Origin of the sequence: Methylophaga thalassica MP (genome assembly GCF_000214595.1) — a bacterium.
Taxonomy (GTDB): domain Bacteria; phylum Pseudomonadota; class Gammaproteobacteria; order Nitrosococcales; family Methylophagaceae; genus Methylophaga; species Methylophaga thalassica.
Genome location: NZ_AFIG01000003.1, coordinates 173,942 through 192,969, shown reverse-complemented (window position 1 = coordinate 192,969; position 19,028 = coordinate 173,942). Strand labels below are relative to the sequence as shown.

Below are 19,028 nucleotides of genomic sequence, written 5' to 3'. Positions count from 1 at the left end.
ATAGGGTCAGACTGTTTGATTTAACTTCATCAAGCGAGCCGTCAGTACCTGACTCCTTGATTACCCTTTGTTGTCAGGACTGATAGCTGCTGGAGCAGAAGCCTGCCTGTATATAGTTGGCTAATTAAACACGCCACTTAACACAATAAACAAGAGAAAGAGAGTTGTCGCTAATGTCTAAAAACACATTTTCAGCCTTGCTAGTAGAGGATAAGGAGTCTCAAGCAAACCTTATAGAACTGGAAAATGTGGATGCTTTACCGAATCAAGGTGGGGATCTTCTAATTCGTGTTACCCATTCTAGTTTGAATTACAAAGATGGGCTTGCTGTTACAGGTAAAGGCAAAGTGTTGAGGTCGTTTCCTATCGTTCCAGGAATCGACTTGGCTGGTGTGGTTGAAGACGCCGGTGAGAGCACAAAATTCAAAGCGGGTGACCAGGTTTTTGTCACTGGATGGGGTGTGGGCGAGCAGGTTTCCGGTGGCTATGCCGGATTTGCCAAAGTTAAACCTGAATGGGCGGAGTTAATACCTGAAGGACTCAGCGCCATGCATTGCATGGCTTTAGGTACCGCTGGTTTTACGGCCATGCTAGCGACATTGTCGCTTGAAGATCATAAGGTGCTTCCCGACTCTGGACCTGTATTAGTGACAGGTGCCTCTGGTGGGGTGGGGTCCATCGCCATTTCGTTACTAGCCAAACGTCAGTATAACGTCGTCGCATCGACTGGCAGAATCGAAGAACAGGGAGAGTATCTAAAGAGTCTTGGCGCATCTGAGATCATTCATAGAGAGGAATTATCGTCGCCAAGTGGCAGACCTCTGGACTCCGAACGTTGGGCTGGTGCGATTGATTCAGTGGGTGGTGAAACCCTCGCTAGTATTCTTCGTCAAACTCAGTACCGGGGCAGCGTTGCCGCCTGTGGTTTAGCCGGTGGAGCCAGTCTGCCGAGTACCGTGCTGCCATTCATACTGCGTGGTGTGAACCTGTTAGGCATTGATTCCGTAATGTGTCCGTCTTGGTTGCGGAAAAGAGCGTGGAGTCGCATGTCAGAAGACATCGATCTGAAGACCTTGGAACAACTGATTCAAGTGATTCCGCTTGATGCGGTCCCCGATGCCGCTCAGCAGATTCTTGCCGGAAAAATTCGTGGCAGAATCGTGGTGGATATGAGCTTGTGAATGCGATGATGCTTTCAATAAACGCTTATACCAGAGACCAACAGGCTGCACGGATTCGCCGCCGTTGGTCTTAGTGTTCAGTGACCAGAATGAACAAAAGCTCACTAGGTAATGATGTCATTTTCTTATTCAGTTCCAGTGTTGATTATCAAGCTGTGACGCTTCGTTTTTAGCCATAAATGCTTAAATGCATTTAGAGCTATCATCGTCAACAAATTTTAATTTGATAGCGCTACACTTAACGCTATTAGTCATCTGCTATAAGTCTGTGTTTTGTGCTTAATACAATGGAGGTGTAGATATGCTTAACGAGCAAGCCAGGGCTGTGATCCCTCATCAATTATTGGTATTTAATCTGCTGGTCTTTAATCTGTTGTTGCCGATCGGTTCTTTATTGATGGGATTGGAAACAATATTGTTACCCATTGCCATCGTTTGCTCTTTATCAGTGATTCTGTATATATGGTATCGGTCGAAACACGTTCATCAAACCCCGTTAATCAATGCACACTGGCATATTGTCTGGAAACGCTGTCGTATCGTATTAATTGCTTACTGCATCTCGATTTCGATAGAGCTGCTCAGTACTCTGATGATATCGTTTCAAAAAGATCCGCAATTACGTTCCATCATGATGATTGCCTTTACACGCATTGCGATTGTGCCGACTCTATTGGTAGTGACACCATTACTGATTTCGTCGACGATCGCGATGAGCAAAGTGCGGCGTGGGAAGTTGAAAGTAGCGGGGATTACGCCGCAATAAAAAGATAGTTTTAGCGAGAGAATCTTAGGATAGAGCCCTTATAGCTTTCTTCTAAATAGTCAGTGTGTTCAGGCTTTATATAACTACTGGTAAAGCCAAATGCGATCATTTCCCGATCCAGTTTGTTTTTTCGGCCCCTGTCCGGATCGACCAGAATAATGTCACAGTGATGATTCGCATGGTTATTGATGAAGTTGGCCAGCAACAGGACATGCTCATCTTCATAAAGCAGATCGCTACCGATAATTAAATCAAACTTGCCCAAATCACTTTCATCATTTGCCCAGTCCACTTGTTCAAAAGCAATATTCTTCCCACTGTTGAGATCGGTGTTTCGATCAAGAAAATGATTAACTTCAGGGTGGTAGTCAGTCGCGGTGATATCGGCCATGCGTTCATTGAGTAATAAGCTGGATAAGGCCATACCACAACCAATTTCAAGGATACGTTTATTCCTAATATCGTAATCCAGCATATGATTGGCAAGCACAATGCTGGAAGGCCAGACAACACCGAACAGGGGCCAGGTAGCTGAAGAGATACCCATATTATCGGCTTCACCCTCAGGGTCACTAAATTGCTGTTTGTCACGAAGAGTACAAAGGTGAATATCCATGTCACCGACTTCAATTGTCTGGTAACGAACACGAATGGGCTTGGTCATCATTTATCCTGATAAAGCAATGGGAGCTGAGCCAGTTATATGGGATAAATGACAAAACGAGAGTTAGCCAGAATATAGTAATTGTGGATAACTGCAAGTTTCTTATTTTAATTCAGTGATCTAGTCATGATGTTTGTTTTTTGTCAGGAGTATTGTGATACATCAATCACTGAGTAGAAATATAAACCGTATAGATAAAAACAAGCCCTATGGCACTTTTCACAGACGTGCATAGGGCTTGTTTTTAAGTATTAATGTTGTGATTCGATGAGATGGGATTCTGCATATTCCAAAGCAAGGTCATAATCAAATTTTGCGCCTGCTTCGATAAGTTGATCTAATTGGGATTTAGCATGTTCTTTGTTGACGTGGTCTGAATCTATTACCGCCAGATAAGCATACGTGCCCGCGACTTCTTCTGGCGAGTCACTGTTCGTTCCACCATGATCGATTAATTGAACAACGTCTTGAATTGACCGAGCTTCCTTAATTTCAGTTGAAATCATTTCAACCTCCTATTTAATTGGCTGGATGTTCAGTGAAACGCGATAGCGTCTTTGAGTCAAGTCGATGCCTTGTTGTTTTACCTATTTTTACAACAGATATTTTTATCAATGCCTGATGATGTAAGCATACAGTGAGAGAAAATGTCCACAATCAGACTGAAGTGAAGTAGAGGTATGTTTTCAATTTCTTGGTGGTTATCTTCGTCATTTGACGATATGGTTTATGCTCTGTGTAAATCTTGAGTGGAAGAACGATTTGATATGTCTTATTTAGATGATCCAAGAGTGTTGTTTGCTGCGGAACGCACATTATTAGCCTGGAACCGCACCAGTCTTGCCATGATTGCCTTTGGCTTTGTTGTCGAGAGAGCAGGGCTGCTACTGGCTGTCATGCAGGGACAGCAAACACCACATACCACTTCATCAACGTTCATTCTGGGGCTGGCATTTATTCTTCTCGGGGCTGTATGTGCGCTTGTTTCCTCCTATCAATACGGGATCGTGCTGAAACAATTAAGCGAATCAGAAATTCCGGAAGGTTATAAAGCACGTTGGGGGATTTTAGCCAATCTTATCGTGGCAATACTCAGCTTGGCTTTAGCCGTTTCCTTATTTAACGTGGCCGGCTCATGAAACAAGCTGCTTTTTATTGGCCGGGCACAATCCTCGGTCTCCTGTCACTGCTTTTTTTATGTGGCGACCTCAGTGCTGAGAATGACTGTGGTGAACAGGAGACGGTTTCTTTTAGCTGCGATATTAAGTCTAAACAGGTTTCAGTGTGTGTCACTAAACAGGACACATTAGTTTATCGTTATGGCAAACCAAATCAGATTGAGCTGGAACTTCACGCACCAGTGCAATTTAGTTCAACAGCCTATAGTGGTGGTGGCGAAGGACGTTTACGATTCTCAAATGGACGTTATGACTATATTGTCTATTCCGGCATTACCAATGGCGAATGGTTAGATGCTGAGGCGGGTATCAGAGAGAAGGTGGAGTTAGGCGGTATTTATGTGGTGAAAGACCAGCGTCTTCTGGCTGACCTCAAGTGCACTGCTTATTCAGATAAGCATTATATTCATAACTTGCCTGAGCATGAAACAGAGCCCTTTATCTATTACGATTAGTTTTATTTGACCAGTGCGAGTGTGGACCCAGCGTAGTGGCATTAAAAAAGCCCTGCTCAGAGCGAGCAGGGCTTTTTTTATATGGCAGAAAAGTCGTGAGATTAGAGACCGATTTTTTTATGTTCCCCCATCATGTCTGGCTCCACTTTGCCATCGGTGAATAGTTTAAATAGGCCTTTAATGCTTGGATCTGAAATCCAAACTTCCGCATCATCTAATTCAAAACGCATCATAAGTAGAGATGGATCCTCACGTCCTTGGTCATACCAGGATGCGGCCATTTTTGACCAGTATTTATCAATCACCGCTTCATCCGTTTCAGGTTTTAATACGCCACGGATGGATGCAAACACTTTGTTATCTTTACTCACAAAAGTCGCTTTCGCTGGTCCGCCTTCTGCTATTCGATTAGTTTTAGTCGTGTAAAACCAGAACTCACTATCGGCATTTTCATCTAATTGTGCTGTCATGGGTTCACTGTGTTGCAGCGAGTGATCCAGCCCGATCATCAGAAAAGGACTGTCACTCATCGCTTTCCACATGGTTTTTCGAATATCGTTACTCATCTATATCTCCTTGACAGTGGTAAATTCAAATTCAACTAAAGATAGCAATGCACATGTTTGTATAGTGTGAAATGCTTTTTATTCATGTCATTAGATTTTGCACACAGCTTATCTTTAGATGAATCAACGCATTGATCAGTGCGACAACTGACGACGGCGATGATTCCTGATAATCCTTTCACTCTTAAATAAGACATACATTTATAGAAATATAATTTTATGCATGGTCATAATTTTGATTGTTCTGATCGAATAATCTGTTCAGATAATGGGAGGTAATACAAATCCTCAGCAAGTTTTTGACCGTCATTAAGCGTCCATTTTATTAAGTCTCGAACTTTTTCTGTTTTTCTAGGATCGCTGTAGTCTTTACGTATCAAAGCCCATATATATGTCACGATTGGATAGCCATCAGGATCACTAATTGATGAAGCACGTTCCTCAGATTCAGGGTACTGCTCATCATTAAAACTGACTTGACCTGATTTAATGTCAGGCAAAAGAAACTTTCCATGTTTATTCTCTAGTCGTGCCATTTTTAATCCAAGTTGTTTTGCAAAGCCAAACTCAACATAACCAATACTGTTTTTTGTAATAGATAATCGTTGAGACACGCCTTCATTCCCCTTAGTTTTCATCGCCTTTCCCGGCCAGTCTATGACTTTATGGGCACCGAACGTGTTTTTCCATTCTGGGCTGATTGCTGAAAGGTGTTGAGCAAAAGCATAGGTTGTACCGCTGCTATCGGAACGCGTAATGAGTTGAATATGACTTTTCGGCAAACTGATATCAGCATTAGCAGATTGTATTCGAGGGTCATTCCACTGGGTTATTTTCCCAAGGAAAATATCTGTATATACATCTCTTGGTAGGTTTAAAGGTGTATTAACTCCATCAATATTGTATGCAATGCTAATCATGCCAGAGGTGATAATAATCTCTTCATACCCCTCTTTCAGGCGACTGGATTCTGCTGTGTTGATAGGGGCATCTGTTGTTCCGATATCGGCTTCGCCAGTTATGAACTGTTCAATGCCTGCTCCACTACCGATCGAATGATAAGCATATTGGGTGCTTTGATCTCGTATTTTGTATTTCTCTAATACATTCTCAAAAAATGGGCGAGCAAAGGTGGAGCCCGAGATAACAATACTCTTGGCAGCATTATCAGCATTCGTCGTGACCGACGAAGAGGATTCGGAACCACACGCTGTCAAACCGAGTGAAGTGAAGACAATACCGATATAAATACTATTTCTAATAAACGATTTCATGACTATTCCTTTATTTGTGGTGAGCATTTCAATAGCGTTGCTGAGAATTGAGTAGAAGGAATATATATATGTCATGTTACATATATATGAAATTTCATATATTAGTTTGCTCTTAATGTTATACTACAGAAATCATTATATTTATGCGGTTTTATAGTTTTATTTTATGTGTAATATTAATGAAATATATATCAAATATCATATATTTAATCGACCAGCGAAACTGAATAGAAATGCAAAAAATTTGTTTCCAATGCCAAGAAAATCCTGTTTATGCTTATCTGGCTACTTTATTGTTGAATAAAGCAGGCGGAAATGACTTCCGAGGATATTGTCATGACATCACATTAGATACTGAGGTGTCAGAGGCAATAGCTTACTCAAAGCTAATACCTCATCAAACAACACCTATGAGTCTCACCGAACAATACGATTTCTCAATCCAGTTATGTGATAAACAATCTGAGAGTTGTCCTCAGAACGATGGCAGCTCCAAGCAACTGTGCTGGCATCTAGATATTATATCTCTTCCACAAAATATGGCTTCTTGGATTTCTGTCATAAGAGAGCTGAGTAACCGTATTCATTTATTTACCTTAGTTAAGTCCAAACCTGGAATAGAGTAATGAGCCCAATAGATTTTTATAAATGTCTCTCCGATGAAACTCGTTTACGTTGCATTTTATTAATTTACAAACAAGATGAGCTGTGTGTTTGTGAGTTGACTGAGGCGTTAAATGAAATCCAACCTAAAATCTCAAGACATTTAGCTCAACTCAGAAATTGCGGACTTATACAGGATAGACGTCAGGGACAGTGGGTCTTTTATCGTATCAGTACTGACCTTCCTCTCTGGATGGTATCTGTCATTTCAACCACCCAAATACATAATCAGCAACTTATCGATGAGGACGTGCAACGATTACAACAAATGTCTGATCGTCCAGATAATCAAAAAAATTGCTGCGGATAACTTTTAAGAACGTCTTTAAATCATGAATACACATCCTATTACTTTTCTTCCCCTGCCAACCGGCGGGCAATTTATTTTTACGCCATGTCCTGGCACAAAAGAGACTGACATAGAACAGGCTTTAGACGTTTTACATCATGCGGGAGCAACATCTGTCATAACAGCCTTACCCGATCACGAGCTTGCGGATTTAGGTGTGTCTGACCTGGGAATGCTGATCCAGAAGAAGGGGATGCACTGGTTTCAGTTACCCATCGAAGATGATATGTCTCCAGATGCACTTTTCTTAACGAGACTGTCTCAGGTCAAAACTGAGCTACTTAAGCTGTTAAAGAATGCATCGACCATTGCTATTCATTGTCGTGGTGGCTCAGGTAGAACAGGATTGATCGCTGCCATACTTTTACTTGAGATGGGCGTGGAATGGAAAGAGGTTAAGGAGCTTGTCCAGTCTGTAAGACCTCGTGCTTTAACAGTAACGACACATCTGAATTTCTTAGAAACATACTACGCAATTAAGGACTAAACATGACAATCAAAGTAGGTATTAATGGGTTCGGTCGAATCGGTCGCTTAGCGTTACGGGCTGCGTTTGATTGGGATGATATTGAATTTGTTCAGATTAATGATCCTGCTGGAAATGCAGATACATTGGCTCACTTACTCAATTTCGACTCAGTTCAAGGTACTTGGCAGCATGAGGCGATGTCTGATGATAATGTCATTCACATCAATGGTAAACACATCATCTGCAGTCAGAATAAAACTATCGCTGATACTGACTGGTCATCCTGTGATGTTGTGATTGAAGCCAGTGGCAAAATGAAAAGCAAGGCCATCCTTCAAGATTATTTGAAACAAGGCGTAAAACGTGTCGTTGTGACGGCGCCTGTGAAGGAAGAGGGAGTCTTAAATGTTGTGATGGGCGTCAATGATGATTGTTATGACAAAAACCAACATCAAATTGTGACAGCCGCTTCCTGCACAACAAACTCTCTTGCGCCTGTGGTTAAAGTTATTCACGATAAGTTAGGTATTAAACATGGCTCGATAACGACCATCCATAACATTACCAATACCCAGACGATTATTGATGCACCGCATAAGGACTTACGTCGCGCACGGTCATGTGGCACTAGCTTGATTCCAACAACAACAGGTTCAGCAACGGCAATTACTGAAATTTTTCCTGAGTTAAAAGGGCGTCTTAATGGGCATGCTGTTCGGGTGCCGCTAACCAATGCCTCGCTGACAGACTGCGTGTTTGAGGTTGAGCGTGCAACAACAGCTGATGAAGTAAACCGTTTATTAAAAGAAGCGGCTGATGGAGGGTTGAACGGTATTTTAGGTTTTGAACAGCGCCCTTTGGTATCGATAGATTATAAAGGTGACCCGCGTTCAAGTATAGTTGATGCCTTATCCACCATGGTCGTCAATAACACGCAAGTCAAGATTTACGCTTGGTATGACAATGAGTGGGGCTATGCTAACCGTACTGCTGAGTTAGTGCGTTTGGTTGGTCGCCAGGATTCGGAGTAATCATCAATGACAGCCTTGGCTAAGCTATCTGACGAGATTCGCCAGTATCTTATTATCACCACAAACTATTGGGCTTTTACTTTAACTGACGGTGCATTACGCATGTTAGTGGTATTGCATTTTTATAGTTTGGGTTACAGCCCGTTGCAGATCGCCATGCTCTTCTTGTTCTACGAGATTTTTGGGGTGATCACTAATCTCGTTGGAGGCTGGCTCGGCGCGCATATTGGCCTGAATAAAACGATGAATATCGGGCTGCTGCTGCAAGTTGTTGCCTTATCTATGCTACTTGTGCCGAGCGAATGGTTAACTGTTATTTGGGTCATGGCGGCGCAGGCCTTATCCGGTGTTGCCAAAGACTTAAATAAAATGAGTGCCAAAAGTGCCATCAAGTTACTGGTGCCAAAAGAGGAAAATGGTCAGCTCTATAAATGGGTTGCCGCGTTAACTGGGTCAAAAAATGCATTAAAAGGGGTGGGCTTTTTTCTCGGAGGCGGGCTGCTTACGCTGAGTGGGTTTAAAGGGGCGGTCTTAGTGATGGCTCTTGGATTAATGATGGTTTGGATATTTAGTCTGTTCTCTCTTAAACAAGAGCTTGGAAGAGCAAAAAATAAGCCTAAATTTAGTCATGTTTTTTCTAAAAGCCAGTCAGTTAACGTGCTTTCTGCCGCCAGAATGTTTTTGTTTGGCTCACGGGATGTCTGGTTTGTTGTGGCCTTACCCGTTTATTTATCAACCAGTTTTGGTTGGGATCACTGGTATGTAGGGGGCTTTTTGGCTTTGTGGGTGATAGGTTACGGGGCGGTACAAGGTTTTACCCCTAGATTAACTACCCGCTCTAAAAATAGACTTCCTGATGGCAAAGATGCCTTATTTTGGGCACTCGCCTTAAGTTTGATTCCAGTATTGATTGCAGTTGCATTGGCCTATAGCTGGCATAAAGAGCTGGTACTGATCGTGGGGCTGATGATCTTTGGTGTTTTATTTGCGATTAATTCAGCTTTGCATAGTTATCTGATTGTTAGTTATGCCGGTGAAGATGGTGTATCACTTGATGTCGGCTTTTATTACATGGCAAATGCCATGGGAAGGCTGATTGGTACCGTGCTTTCAGGCTGGCTCTATCAGTCTTATGGTTTAGGGTTTTGTTTATGGATGTCTGCTTTATTTATCGTCATAACAGCCGTGATATCGCTGTATTTACCTAAACATAAACGAGCAAGTGCCAGTATTTAAAATCAGAGAACGCATATCAGAATGTAGAAGTGTCATCGGGTAAGGATTAAAAAGGACTTTTATTTTAGAATGTCGTTTTATAGACGCTCAAGCTTATCTCTTCACATAGAAAAGACAGTTTCTCTCCTATAGTTAGCCAGCGAACTATTTGATGACTTTGTTATCAAACTGATCATCTGGACAACAAAGGAGGAAGTATATGAATGATTTATTCAGTCCTGTGAAGATGGGCTCAGTGGAACTCAAAAACGGCATTTTTATGGCCCCACTGACACGAAACAGAGCCCATGATGATACGGATATCCCCAATGATCTTGCCATCGAATACTACTCACAACGTGCCAGTGCCGGTCTTATCATTGCTGAAGGTACTCAGATCAGCAAAATGGGCAAAGGTTATATCAGAACCCCCGGTATTTACTCTGATGAACAAGTGGTGAAATGGAAAGAAATCACCGATGCTGTGCATAACAAAGGTGGAAAAATCTTCTTGCAACTCTGGCATGTTGGCCGAATCAGTTATCACTCTGTTCTGCCAGAAGGTGAGAAGCCGCTTGCTCCTTCAGCGATTCGTGCTGAAGCACAAACCTTTGTAGACGGCCAAATGGTCGATGTCTCAGAGCCACGTGCGATGACAACTGATGACATTAACAATCTGATTGAAGAATACAAAACAGCTGCACGTAATGCCGACAAAGCCGGTTTTGATGGTGTCGAAATTCACTCCGCCAATGGTTATTTATTAAACCAGTTCATTTGTGATGGCAGTAATCATCGCACTGATAATTACGGTGGTTCAGTTGAAAATCGTATCCGCCTGGTCAATGAAGTGGTCGAAGCCGTGCTTGAAGTGATGGATGCTGGCCGGGTAGGCATACGACTCTCTCCGACCGGTACCTTTAATGATGTTAGTGATAGCGATCCGCTGACGACCTACACGGCACTTATCAAACAACTTAACCAATACAAACTGGCCTATGTTCACATCGTTGAACGCTTTCCAGGCATCGATGTCAGCAATAAAGATCTACACATCGTTGATCAGCTTATCCAACAATGGCAGGGTTTTTACATTGCCAATGGTGACTACAATCTGCTTACGGCACAGGATGCAGTGAAAAGCCAACGTGCTGATGCGGTAGCGTTTGGTCGTCAATATATTGCTAACCCGGATCTGGTGGAACGCCTCAAAGCCGGCGCTGCACTGAACACGCCTGATCAAAATACTTTCTATGGTGGTGGTGCTGAAGGCTACACCGATTATCCATTTCTGGAGGATGCTCGTTAATTTTCAATCTGCAATCAACGCGAATTTTCTTACTATCAAAGAGGATAAAATATGACTCAAGCAGAATTGAAAACAACCGCTATTTCTCGTCAAACAATTGATACCTATAACCCTGCCACAGAAGAGGTGTATAAAACCTACTATCTGCATACCAAGCAGGAAGCAGAAGCGTTAATTGATAATTCTCATAAAGCCTTTCAGCGCTGGAGAAACGCATCACTTGAAGAGCGTGCCAGCATTATCAAAAAAATCGCTGAATTGCTCCGTCGTGATAAAGCTAAATTAGCTCAAATGATGGCTAAACAAATGGGTAAACCCTTAGCACTAGGCGAAGGCGAAGCCGAGCAGTGTGCTGCTATCTGTGAATATACCGCTGAGCATGGCATTGACGCTCTGGCTGATGAAGAGCGTGACATCGCTGTGGGTAAGAAAGGCATTATTACCTATCAGCCTGAAGGCGTGATCTTAGGGATGCAGCCTTGGAATTTCCCGCTTTATCAATGTATTCGCTACAGCATTGCGGTGATTATGGCCGGTAATACGACAGTGTTTAAGCATGATGAGTCCTGCTTTGAAACAGCAGAGGCCATTCAGAAGATTTATGAAGAAGCGGGTTTACCCAAGGGTGTATTTAGCTGCCTATTTGTTGATGGTGAAACGGCAGATGAATTGATTGCTCATCCTCATATTCGGGGTGTGACGTTTACAGGTAGTGCTCGTATCGGTCGACTGATTGCCAAAATTTCTGGCGAGCATCTGAAGAAAAATGTATTAGAACTAGGTGGCAGTGATGCCTACATTGTTCTGCGAGATGCCGATATCGATCTGGCGGTCAAAACCTGTGTTCAGGGCCGTGTCATGAATAGTGGTCAAACCTGTATTGCAGCGAAACGGTTTATTATTGAAGCGCCTGTTTATGAAGAGTTCAGAGATAAATATGTTGCTGCGATGAAGCAGGTGACTTTCGGTGATCCCACCGACAGTCAGAATGATATGGGACCATTGGCACGTGTTGATCTGCGTGACAAGCTGCATCAGCAGGTTCAGGAGTCGGTGATGAAAGGGGCCACATGCTTATGTGGTGGTGAAGTACCTGATCAAAAAGGTGCCTATTACCCAGCCACGGTATTGGAAAACATCCAAGCTGGCAGTCCGGCGTACGACGATGAGTTATTTGGCCCGGTGGCTGCGTTATTCAAAGTCGCTGATGAAGCTGAAGCCATTGAGCTTGCTAATGACCACCGATATGGCCTTGGTGGCGGCATTTTCTCTAAAGATGAGGAGCGTGCTATTCGTATTGCCCGTGAACAACTCGATACGGGCATGGTGAACATTAATGGTTACGCTGGTCCTCAAGCCAATATGCCCTTCGGCGGTGTAAAAGAAAGTGGTTATGGTCGTGAGCATGGTGGCTTTGGTATAAAAGAATTTGTGAATGCTAAATCGTTATTTGTTGCATAAACCACTGACTGCATTACATTGAAAGGAATGAATCCCGGACCAGCTTGCTGGTCCGGGATTTTTTTATCACACGATGTTGTTTGAGTTAATGCACAGTGGCTGGCGAACCCACCTCTGATTTTGCTGGTTTTTGAATTAACAGCACCATCGGTAACATGGCAAATGCGGCCAGTCCCGACAGAATAAAGGCATCCTGAAACGCTAACATTGAGGCTTGAGCCATGACTTCATTCGCTAAAACCTTGGCCCCCATCCCAGTGTCAGGAGACAAGCCTAAAGGTGCTAAATACTGAGAGACAGCTGGATTAAAAGGCGTAATCTGCTCTGTCAGAATGGCATAGTGAAGATTGGTTCTGCGAGCAAGTTGCCAGCCAATAATGGCGATACCGACTGATGAACCAAGCGAACGCATCACACTGTATATGCCAGAAGCTTCATCTTGTTTTTCTGAGGAAATATTCTGGAAAGCCAGTGTCGACATAGGCACGAAAAACAGTCCCATACCTAACCCTGAGATAACTCCAGGCCAAGCAAGCTGCCAAAAACTCACGTCCAGATTTAAGTTGGCCAGCATGACATTCCCTGTACCCGTGAGAATTAAACCGATGGCTAATAACATCCGTGGATCAAACCGGTTTACTAGAAATGAGCCGGTCACCACCATAGAAAAACCAGCCGCAATACCACGTGGAATAAATAATTGGCCTGATTCCAATACAGGATAATCCAATAGTCCTTGAACAAATAAAGGCAAAATAGCAATGGCCCCAAACATGGAGACACCAAAACCAACGATGGCGACATTGCCCGCGGCAAAGCTTCTATCTTTCAGTAGTGAAAAATCGATGATATTCAGCTTACGCCCCATGCCACGCACAAAGAAAATAAAGCCGGTGACAGCAGAGATAATGGCGGTCACCTGAATCAGATGAGAATCAAACCAGTCATGACTTTCCCCCAAATCCAGCGTCATTTGTAATGCACCAATAGCGGTAACCATGAGTAACAGCCCTACCCAGTCGATATCGACATGCTGGGTCTCTTCTTTTTTCAGCTCGCCACTCACCATTAGCAAAGCGATAAAGGCGATTGGCATATTGACGTAAAACACGGCACGCCAAGAAAAGTGCTCAGTTAAAATCGCACCAATGGTGGGGCCGAGTACCGGTGCTACGATGACCCCCAACCCAAAAATGGCCATAGCTTGTCCACGCTTTTCTCTTGGAAAGCTGGTAAACAAAATCGCCTGTGATAACGGGATCAGAAAAGCCCCAAAAAAGCCCTGGCCTAAGCGAAAAAATACCAGCATTTCGAAGTTTTGAGCCATGCCTCCCAATGCTGAGAAAAACGCAAAGCCAACAATAGCGGTGATAATTAAACGACGGCGACCAAATTTACGTGATAGCAAGCCCGTCAGAGGCATGACGGCAATGGAAGCGACGATGTAACTGGTGACAATCCACACTGTTTGATCGCTGGTAATGCCAAATGCAGCTTTGATATGAGGTAAAGCCACATTGACGATGGTGGTATCAAGCACTTCGAGTACCGCCGTGAGCACCACCGCAAATACGATTAACCAGTGAACAGGCTGTTTTTCTGCCTCAGTCATTGGCTTTATCTAAATTCGTGGTATCCACTGTGGCCGTAACACTGGCGCCGGCTCGCAAACGTTGTTGTTGGTCTGGCGAAGGCTGGTAGTCTAGATGAATCCGTACTGGAAAGCGCTGAGTAACATGCACCCAGTTTCCGGTAGCATTTTCAGGAGGGAGCAAAGAAAAAATAGCGCCTGAGCCCATGCCCAAACTGGCAACTTTGCCGGTTAATTTCAGATCAGGGTACATATCAACTTCAATGCTGGCGGGCTGACCTGGCTGAATGCGAGAGAGGGCGGTTTCTTTAAAATTGGCAGTGACCCACCAATCATTTTTTTCAACAAGGGAAAATAGTGACTGACCTGCTGTAATGACATCACCCGGGCGCAGAGTCAGGTTAGCAATCCAGCCGTCAGCCGGGGCATAGATGATGGCATGACTGAGTGCAATCTGTGCACGTTTTAATGTGGCACGAGCAGCACGCACCGCCGGGTCTTCATCGGTTTTCCCACCAAGCTGTGTCTGAGCAGTATTTAACGCTGCTCTGGCACTGTCTCTGTCGGCTTTGATTTTATCGAGATTAGCTTGGGTTTTATCTAAGGTGGATTTAGAAATAATCCGGCGTTCATACAAGGTTTGCTGACGTTCAAATTCGAGTTCTGCATCACGTAATGTGGCCTGTACAGCATTGAGATTGGCGATAGCTTCGCTGACATCTGAACCGGCCATCATGTGTTTTTGGATCGTTTTTTCCAGCTCTGAGGTGGCCTCATCAACAGCACTCTGTAAATCACTGTCATCAATTTTAAGAAGCACATCACCAGCTTTAACGTAGGCATTTTCAGTAGCATTAAGCTCAGTCACCCGACCAGACTCTTGTGAGGATACAGTTAATATATTCGCTTCGACATAGGCATCGTCGGTAGAAGGATAGGTTTTCTGATGCTGCCACCACAGGCCAAGTCCAACAATAATCCCTACAAGGCAGATACTCAGTAAGCCTAACTTAGCCCATTTCATGCGGTGTCCTTTTTATTTTTCTATCTGCTATGAGGTCAACAGGGACTTAGTATAGTGAATGGTGTGAGCTTAACCAGTCCTGAACACTTGTTTGTTTTAACAAAAAATATGGATGAAAACCTATTTAGGCAAATAAATTTTGCTAAGGGAATATGGCGCCCATCACATATTTCTCATGAATCTGTGTTTTAACCGATAACTTAAGGTGTATAGTCAAATCCTGGACCTACCCGCATGACAACAAGTGCGGGTAATTTGATGTGATGTAGCATTTAGCGATATGGACACTGCGAATGGCAGAACTCAGACAACACTCCCGTCGGTTTAAACTGACGATACGCATCACCGTGGTGATGACCTTTATCATTGCTACCGTGCTCACAGCCTCTGCGGCTTTGCTTTTGCAATATTTTTTCATGCAGCAGATGGCCACGGAAAATGCCACAGAACGATTCAATAATCTGGCAGATAAAACCAGCCAGTTACTCAACACGATTGATAATCAGGCAGTCGAAACCACACGAATTCTTGCCAGTTATCCTGGCCTGGTGAATGGCAATAACGTCAATAATGATGCCAGAGGCATTTTTTCCTCCCTGATGCTGAATCGCGACATGTTGTATGCGATTTATGTTGGTTTACCGAATGGTGATTTTTATGAAGTCATTAACCTGAATAGTGGTGATGATGTTCGTAAGCAGCTCAAGGCAGAGCCTGAAGATCGTTGGGTGGTGGTGACAATACGTGGTGACGAAGCTCAGCGTAGCCGAACGTTTGAATATTATTCCAGCGACTTTCAGCTCAGGTTTAAACGTAGCGAACCGAGTAATTATTTATCTACCATCCGACCCTGGTTCGTGAACGCCGATAAAGAAACGATAAGAAAAACGGACCCGTATTTATTCCATAATATTCAAGCACCCGGCCAGACCTATTCCAAGCAGCTTGAAAGTGGTGCAGTGATAGCGGTTGATATTGCTTTGAGTTCCATGTCTGATTATCTAAGTCAGCATGAACTCAGTGATTATGGTCAGGTATTTTTATACCGTTCAACAGGCGAGTTATTAGCTTCTAACTTGCCCAGTAATGAAGCCATTTTGATTCCAGAAACACGTACACCGCTTGATTTAACAGAAGAAGAAAAAGCGCTGATTGCTGAATCGAAACGTTTAACCGTTTCGAATGAACGAGACTGGGCCCCCATTGATTTCTCCAGCTCTGGGCAGCCAAAAGGTTACAGCATTGATTATCTTTCCATCATCGCTGATATGACAGGATTAAAGTTTGACTATATCAATGGCTATTCCTGGAGTGAGCTGGTTGCACAGTATGAAGCTGGTCAGATTGATATTTTGCAGTCGGTATTTGATACCGGTCAGTCACTTTATTCTGGTCGCTTTACCGATCCTTTTGTAAATTTACCTTATTCATTGGTGACAAAAAGTGGCAATGCGCCCATTACCCATATTCAACAACTAAATGGTAAAACCGTTGCTATACCTGAGGGCTGGTCAATCATTCAGGTCGTCAAACAGGCTTTCCCTGAAATAACGATTAAAAAAGTCCCATCAACCCGGGCGGTGTTTGAAGCAGTAAGTGATGGCGAAGCCTTTGCTGGCCTTGATGTAGCTGAGATTCTACATTATGTGGGAGAACGGTTTTTCTATAATGACGTGCAATACCATGATGATATTGATTTCTCGCCGACACCTTTCCCCGGTGCATTAAAAATATTGGTTTCAGATAAAAATCAGGGCTTATTAAGTATTTTTAATAAAGCCATAGCTCATGTGTCAGATGAGCAAAAAATAGCGTTAGCACATAAATGGTTTCTCAGTAAACAGCAGGGTTTATTAAGCGTACCTTACTCACCTTTATTGGATTATGCAGGCCAACAAAGCGATCAACGTCAGTTAAAACAAACCACTCTAAACGGTCAGGATTTTTATGTGTATGTCTCGCCATTTGGCAGTTATGGCGCCAGAAAAGACTACCTTGGGATCGTGATTCCAGTTAAAGCTGTATTGAGCGGTGCACAAGAAAAAGTGACATGGTCTCTATGGATGTCGATTGGTGTGCTGTTGCTGTTATTACCTGCACCCTGGTTATTTGCCTCACCGATTGTGGCACCGATTAAAAAGTTAGCAGAAGAAAATCAGAAAATCCGTGAACGCCAATTCGATAAACTGGATATTCCAGATAGCTTTATTCGTGAAATCGATGAGCTGGGGCATTCTATGGAAGATATGTTGGCAGCCATTCGTCAGCATGAAGCAAATCAGGATCGGTTGATGGATTCCTTTATTCAGTTAATTGCTCAAGCCATCGATGACAAGTCACATTACACGGCCAGCCATTGTGAACGTGTTCCTGAATTAGCTTTCATGTTGGCAGAGCAGGCTGAAACCTCTCTGGCACCGGCTTTCCGTGAATTTCGTTTCCACTCTAAGGAAGAATGGCGTGAATTCAAAGTCGCTGCCTGGCTACATGATTGCGGCAAAATAACCACACCCGAACACATTGTTGATAAAGGCAGCAAACTCGAGACCATCTACAACCGTATTCATGAAATACGCACCCGTTTTGAAGTCTTATGGCGTGACGCTGAAATCATCTATTGGCAGAAAATGACACAATCGCCTGAAAACGAAGTGCAACATCAGGCCGAGCTTGAACAAACCCATCGGCAGCTTAAGGAAGATTTTGCCTTTGTTGCTGAAATGAATGTCGGTGGTGAAGTACTCAGCGAAGACAAAAAAATACGGCTCGACTTTATTGCACAAACTACGTGGACACGACATTTCAGTGATAGATTAGGTTTGTCTCCGGCTGATGAAGAACGTCTCAGCTCAGAAGAACAAAGTCTTCCTTGTGAAGAGTTTTTATTGTCAGACAAGCCTGAGCATATTATTTCCCGTGATGAAGGAATGAGCTACGAACCACATCTAGGCATCAAAATGACGATTCCTGAATATCTCTACAATCAGGGCGAACTCTATAATCTCAAGGTCGAACGAGGCACTCTAACTGCTGAAGACCGTTTTAAAATTAACGAACATATTATCAGCACTATTCGTATGCTCGATGCTTTACCTTTCCCCAAAGAACTAGCCCGTGTGCCTCGTTATGCCTCCACCCATCATGAAAAAATGGATGGCACCGGTTACCCAAGAAAACTCACAAGAGACCAACTTTCTATACCAGAACGCATCATGGTACTGGCCGATATTTTTGAAGCACTCACCGCCGCAGACAGGCCCTATAAAAAAGCCAAAACAGTCAGTGAAGCCATTGATATTATGGCGAAAATGGTAGCCGAAGAACATATCGATGCAGATGTCTTCGAATTATTTTTGACCACCGAAACGTACAAAGTTTATGCCGAAAATTTCCTGGCACCTGAACAGATTGATGAAGTGGATGTGGCGCGGTATCTGAAAAAGTAGTTGCTAAGAATTAAAGGTTATTTAAAGCCCTGTTTCAATGATAGTGTCTGACATTGGATTGGACACAATCGAAGATTGAAAAAAGTAGCATTTAAATTATTGCCAGAGAACAAAAAATAGATCAGAGTTAAATCAGGTTCAGAAAAAATAGAAGGTTTCATGAATACTAAAAATGTGGCTCGATTTTTCCACCCCAACTCATATCTTTGGCTCTATTTCCCAAAAAAATTAATCACGTTTTTATTAATAAACAGATGCTTGGGAAATATAAAGCCGAATTATGAAGCGGCTTCTTTAATATTTATTATGAAGCCAATGGCTTCATAAAAGACACTGTTAGGCTTTGAGCGAACGTTCAGCCTAGGTGTTTTTATTGACCAACACTT

The 19,028-nt window shown here is 43.2% G+C and carries 18 protein-coding genes; 12 read left to right on the top strand and 6 right to left on the bottom strand.

Annotated elements, in window-relative coordinates; translation table 11 throughout:
* The first annotated feature begins 173 nt into the window (after nucleotides 1-173).
* Both MAMP_RS12535 and MAMP_RS12530 read left to right on the top strand, forming a co-directional pair.
* Complete coding sequence (locus MAMP_RS12535) at nucleotides 174-1,181, top strand: MDR family oxidoreductase (protein WP_007146435.1); 1,008 nt, start codon at nucleotides 174-176, stop codon at nucleotides 1,179-1,181.
* Between the two features lie 301 nt (nucleotides 1,182-1,482).
* Nucleotides 1,483-1,947, top strand: coding sequence for a hypothetical protein (locus tag MAMP_RS12530; RefSeq protein WP_007146434.1), 465 nt, complete (start codon nucleotides 1,483-1,485; stop codon nucleotides 1,945-1,947).
* Between the two features lie 10 nt (nucleotides 1,948-1,957).
* Here the strand turns inward: MAMP_RS12530 and MAMP_RS12525 are convergent, their stop codons facing one another.
* Complete coding sequence (locus tag MAMP_RS12525) at nucleotides 1,958-2,611, bottom strand: class I SAM-dependent methyltransferase (protein WP_007146433.1); 654 nt, start codon at nucleotides 2,609-2,611, stop codon at nucleotides 1,958-1,960.
* Between the two features lie 251 nt (nucleotides 2,612-2,862).
* Nucleotides 2,863-3,117, bottom strand: coding sequence for a hypothetical protein (locus tag MAMP_RS12520; RefSeq protein WP_007146432.1), 255 nt, complete (start codon nucleotides 3,115-3,117; stop codon nucleotides 2,863-2,865).
* Nucleotides 3,118-3,378: 261 nt separating this feature from the next.
* Here MAMP_RS12520 and MAMP_RS12515 point away from each other — a divergent pair, with 261 nt between their 5' ends.
* Nucleotides 3,379-3,750: a YidH family protein gene (locus MAMP_RS12515; RefSeq protein WP_007146431.1), complete on the top strand. Its 372-nt coding sequence runs from the start codon at nucleotides 3,379-3,381 to the stop codon at nucleotides 3,748-3,750.
* Entirely contained in the window at nucleotides 3,747-4,244 is a 498-nt protein-coding gene (locus MAMP_RS12510; RefSeq protein WP_007146430.1) for a hypothetical protein, read from the top strand. Before MAMP_RS12515 ends, MAMP_RS12510 begins: the two co-directional genes overlap by 4 nt.
* 101 nt (nucleotides 4,245-4,345) lie before the next feature.
* Here the strand turns inward: MAMP_RS12510 and MAMP_RS12505 are convergent, their stop codons facing one another.
* Complete coding sequence (locus MAMP_RS12505) at nucleotides 4,346-4,810, bottom strand: pyridoxamine 5'-phosphate oxidase family protein (protein ID WP_007146429.1); 465 nt, start codon at nucleotides 4,808-4,810, stop codon at nucleotides 4,346-4,348.
* A gap of 227 nt (nucleotides 4,811-5,037) precedes the next feature.
* Nucleotides 5,038-6,084 carry a phosphate ABC transporter substrate-binding protein PstS gene (pstS, locus tag MAMP_RS12500; RefSeq protein WP_007146428.1) on the bottom strand — a complete coding sequence of 349 codons (1,047 nt, stop codon included), beginning with the start codon at nucleotides 6,082-6,084 and terminating at the stop codon, nucleotides 5,038-5,040.
* Between the two features lie 233 nt (nucleotides 6,085-6,317).
* Between pstS and MAMP_RS12495 the strand changes: the two genes are divergently transcribed.
* The 7 genes from MAMP_RS12495 to MAMP_RS12465 all read left to right on the top strand — a co-directional run bounded on the left by MAMP_RS12495 (nucleotide 6,318) and on the right by MAMP_RS12465 (nucleotide 12,581).
* Nucleotides 6,318-6,710, top strand: a complete 393-nt coding sequence (locus MAMP_RS12495; protein ID WP_007146427.1) for a hypothetical protein — start codon at nucleotides 6,318-6,320, stop codon at nucleotides 6,708-6,710.
* Nucleotides 6,710-7,057 (top strand): metalloregulator ArsR/SmtB family transcription factor, encoded by a 348-nt coding sequence (locus MAMP_RS12490; RefSeq protein ID WP_040576597.1) that lies wholly within the window; start codon nucleotides 6,710-6,712, stop codon nucleotides 7,055-7,057. The genes MAMP_RS12495 and MAMP_RS12490 overlap by 1 nt, the downstream gene beginning before the upstream one ends.
* 22 nt (nucleotides 7,058-7,079) lie before the next feature.
* Nucleotides 7,080-7,583: a phosphatase domain-containing protein gene (locus tag MAMP_RS12485; protein WP_007146425.1), complete on the top strand. Its 504-nt coding sequence runs from the start codon at nucleotides 7,080-7,082 to the stop codon at nucleotides 7,581-7,583.
* A gap of 2 nt (nucleotides 7,584-7,585) precedes the next feature.
* On the top strand, nucleotides 7,586-8,596 hold the full coding sequence (locus MAMP_RS12480; RefSeq protein WP_007146424.1) for an ArsJ-associated glyceraldehyde-3-phosphate dehydrogenase: 1,011 nt from the start codon (nucleotides 7,586-7,588) through the stop codon (nucleotides 8,594-8,596).
* Nucleotides 8,597-8,602: 6 nt separating this feature from the next.
* Nucleotides 8,603-9,832, top strand: a complete 1,230-nt coding sequence (arsJ, locus tag MAMP_RS12475) for an organoarsenical effux MFS transporter ArsJ (RefSeq protein ID WP_007146423.1) — start codon at nucleotides 8,603-8,605, stop codon at nucleotides 9,830-9,832.
* Between the two features lie 199 nt (nucleotides 9,833-10,031).
* Nucleotides 10,032-11,120, top strand: coding sequence for an alkene reductase (locus MAMP_RS12470; RefSeq protein ID WP_007146422.1), 1,089 nt, complete (start codon nucleotides 10,032-10,034; stop codon nucleotides 11,118-11,120).
* 51 nt (nucleotides 11,121-11,171) lie between these two features.
* Nucleotides 11,172-12,581 carry an NAD-dependent succinate-semialdehyde dehydrogenase gene (locus MAMP_RS12465; RefSeq protein ID WP_007146421.1) on the top strand — a complete coding sequence of 470 codons (1,410 nt, stop codon included), beginning with the start codon at nucleotides 11,172-11,174 and terminating at the stop codon, nucleotides 12,579-12,581.
* Nucleotides 12,582-12,666: 85 nt separating this feature from the next.
* On the opposite strand, the gene MAMP_RS12460 is transcribed toward MAMP_RS12465, so the two are convergent.
* Both MAMP_RS12460 and MAMP_RS12455 read right to left on the bottom strand, forming a co-directional pair.
* On the bottom strand, nucleotides 12,667-14,193 hold the full coding sequence (locus MAMP_RS12460) for a DHA2 family efflux MFS transporter permease subunit (protein WP_007146420.1): 1,527 nt from the start codon (nucleotides 14,191-14,193) through the stop codon (nucleotides 12,667-12,669).
* The gene (locus tag MAMP_RS12455) at nucleotides 14,186-15,196 is read right to left on the bottom strand and encodes an HlyD family secretion protein (RefSeq protein ID WP_007146419.1); all 1,011 of its coding nucleotides are present in this window, start codon (nucleotides 15,194-15,196) and stop codon (nucleotides 14,186-14,188) included. Before MAMP_RS12455 ends, MAMP_RS12460 begins: the two co-directional genes overlap by 8 nt.
* 293 nt (nucleotides 15,197-15,489) lie before the next feature.
* Between MAMP_RS12455 and MAMP_RS12450 the strand changes: the two genes are divergently transcribed.
* On the top strand, nucleotides 15,490-18,642 hold the full coding sequence (locus tag MAMP_RS12450) for an HD domain-containing phosphohydrolase (RefSeq protein ID WP_007146417.1): 3,153 nt from the start codon (nucleotides 15,490-15,492) through the stop codon (nucleotides 18,640-18,642).
* The last annotated feature ends 386 nt before the right edge of the window (nucleotides 18,643-19,028 follow it).

Coding starts and splice junctions, on each gene's coding strand:
- MAMP_RS12470 (WP_007146422.1), top strand. CDS start 10,032: ATGAATGATTTATTCAGTCCTGTGAAGATGGGCTCAGTGGAACTCAAA.
- MAMP_RS12510 (WP_007146430.1), top strand. CDS start 3,747: ATGAAACAAGCTGCTTTTTATTGGCCGGGCACAATCCTCGGTCTCCTG.
- MAMP_RS12525 (WP_007146433.1), bottom strand. CDS start 2,611: ATGACCAAGCCCATTCGTGTTCGTTACCAGACAATTGAAGTCGGTGAC.
- MAMP_RS12465 (WP_007146421.1), top strand. CDS start 11,172: ATGACTCAAGCAGAATTGAAAACAACCGCTATTTCTCGTCAAACAATT.
- pstS (WP_007146428.1), bottom strand. CDS start 6,084: ATGAAATCGTTTATTAGAAATAGTATTTATATCGGTATTGTCTTCACT.
- MAMP_RS12495 (WP_007146427.1), top strand. CDS start 6,318: ATGCAAAAAATTTGTTTCCAATGCCAAGAAAATCCTGTTTATGCTTAT.
- MAMP_RS12530 (WP_007146434.1), top strand. CDS start 1,483: ATGCTTAACGAGCAAGCCAGGGCTGTGATCCCTCATCAATTATTGGTA.
- MAMP_RS12490 (WP_040576597.1), top strand. CDS start 6,710: ATGAGCCCAATAGATTTTTATAAATGTCTCTCCGATGAAACTCGTTTA.
- MAMP_RS12480 (WP_007146424.1), top strand. CDS start 7,586: ATGACAATCAAAGTAGGTATTAATGGGTTCGGTCGAATCGGTCGCTTA.
- MAMP_RS12450 (WP_007146417.1), top strand. CDS start 15,490: ATGGCAGAACTCAGACAACACTCCCGTCGGTTTAAACTGACGATACGC.
- MAMP_RS12520 (WP_007146432.1), bottom strand. CDS start 3,117: ATGATTTCAACTGAAATTAAGGAAGCTCGGTCAATTCAAGACGTTGTT.
- MAMP_RS12515 (WP_007146431.1), top strand. CDS start 3,379: ATGTCTTATTTAGATGATCCAAGAGTGTTGTTTGCTGCGGAACGCACA.
- MAMP_RS12505 (WP_007146429.1), bottom strand. CDS start 4,810: ATGAGTAACGATATTCGAAAAACCATGTGGAAAGCGATGAGTGACAGT.
- arsJ (WP_007146423.1), top strand. CDS start 8,603: ATGACAGCCTTGGCTAAGCTATCTGACGAGATTCGCCAGTATCTTATT.
- MAMP_RS12535 (WP_007146435.1), top strand. CDS start 174: ATGTCTAAAAACACATTTTCAGCCTTGCTAGTAGAGGATAAGGAGTCT.
- MAMP_RS12455 (WP_007146419.1), bottom strand. CDS start 15,196: ATGAAATGGGCTAAGTTAGGCTTACTGAGTATCTGCCTTGTAGGGATT.
- MAMP_RS12485 (WP_007146425.1), top strand. CDS start 7,080: ATGAATACACATCCTATTACTTTTCTTCCCCTGCCAACCGGCGGGCAA.
- MAMP_RS12460 (WP_007146420.1), bottom strand. CDS start 14,193: ATGACTGAGGCAGAAAAACAGCCTGTTCACTGGTTAATCGTATTTGCG.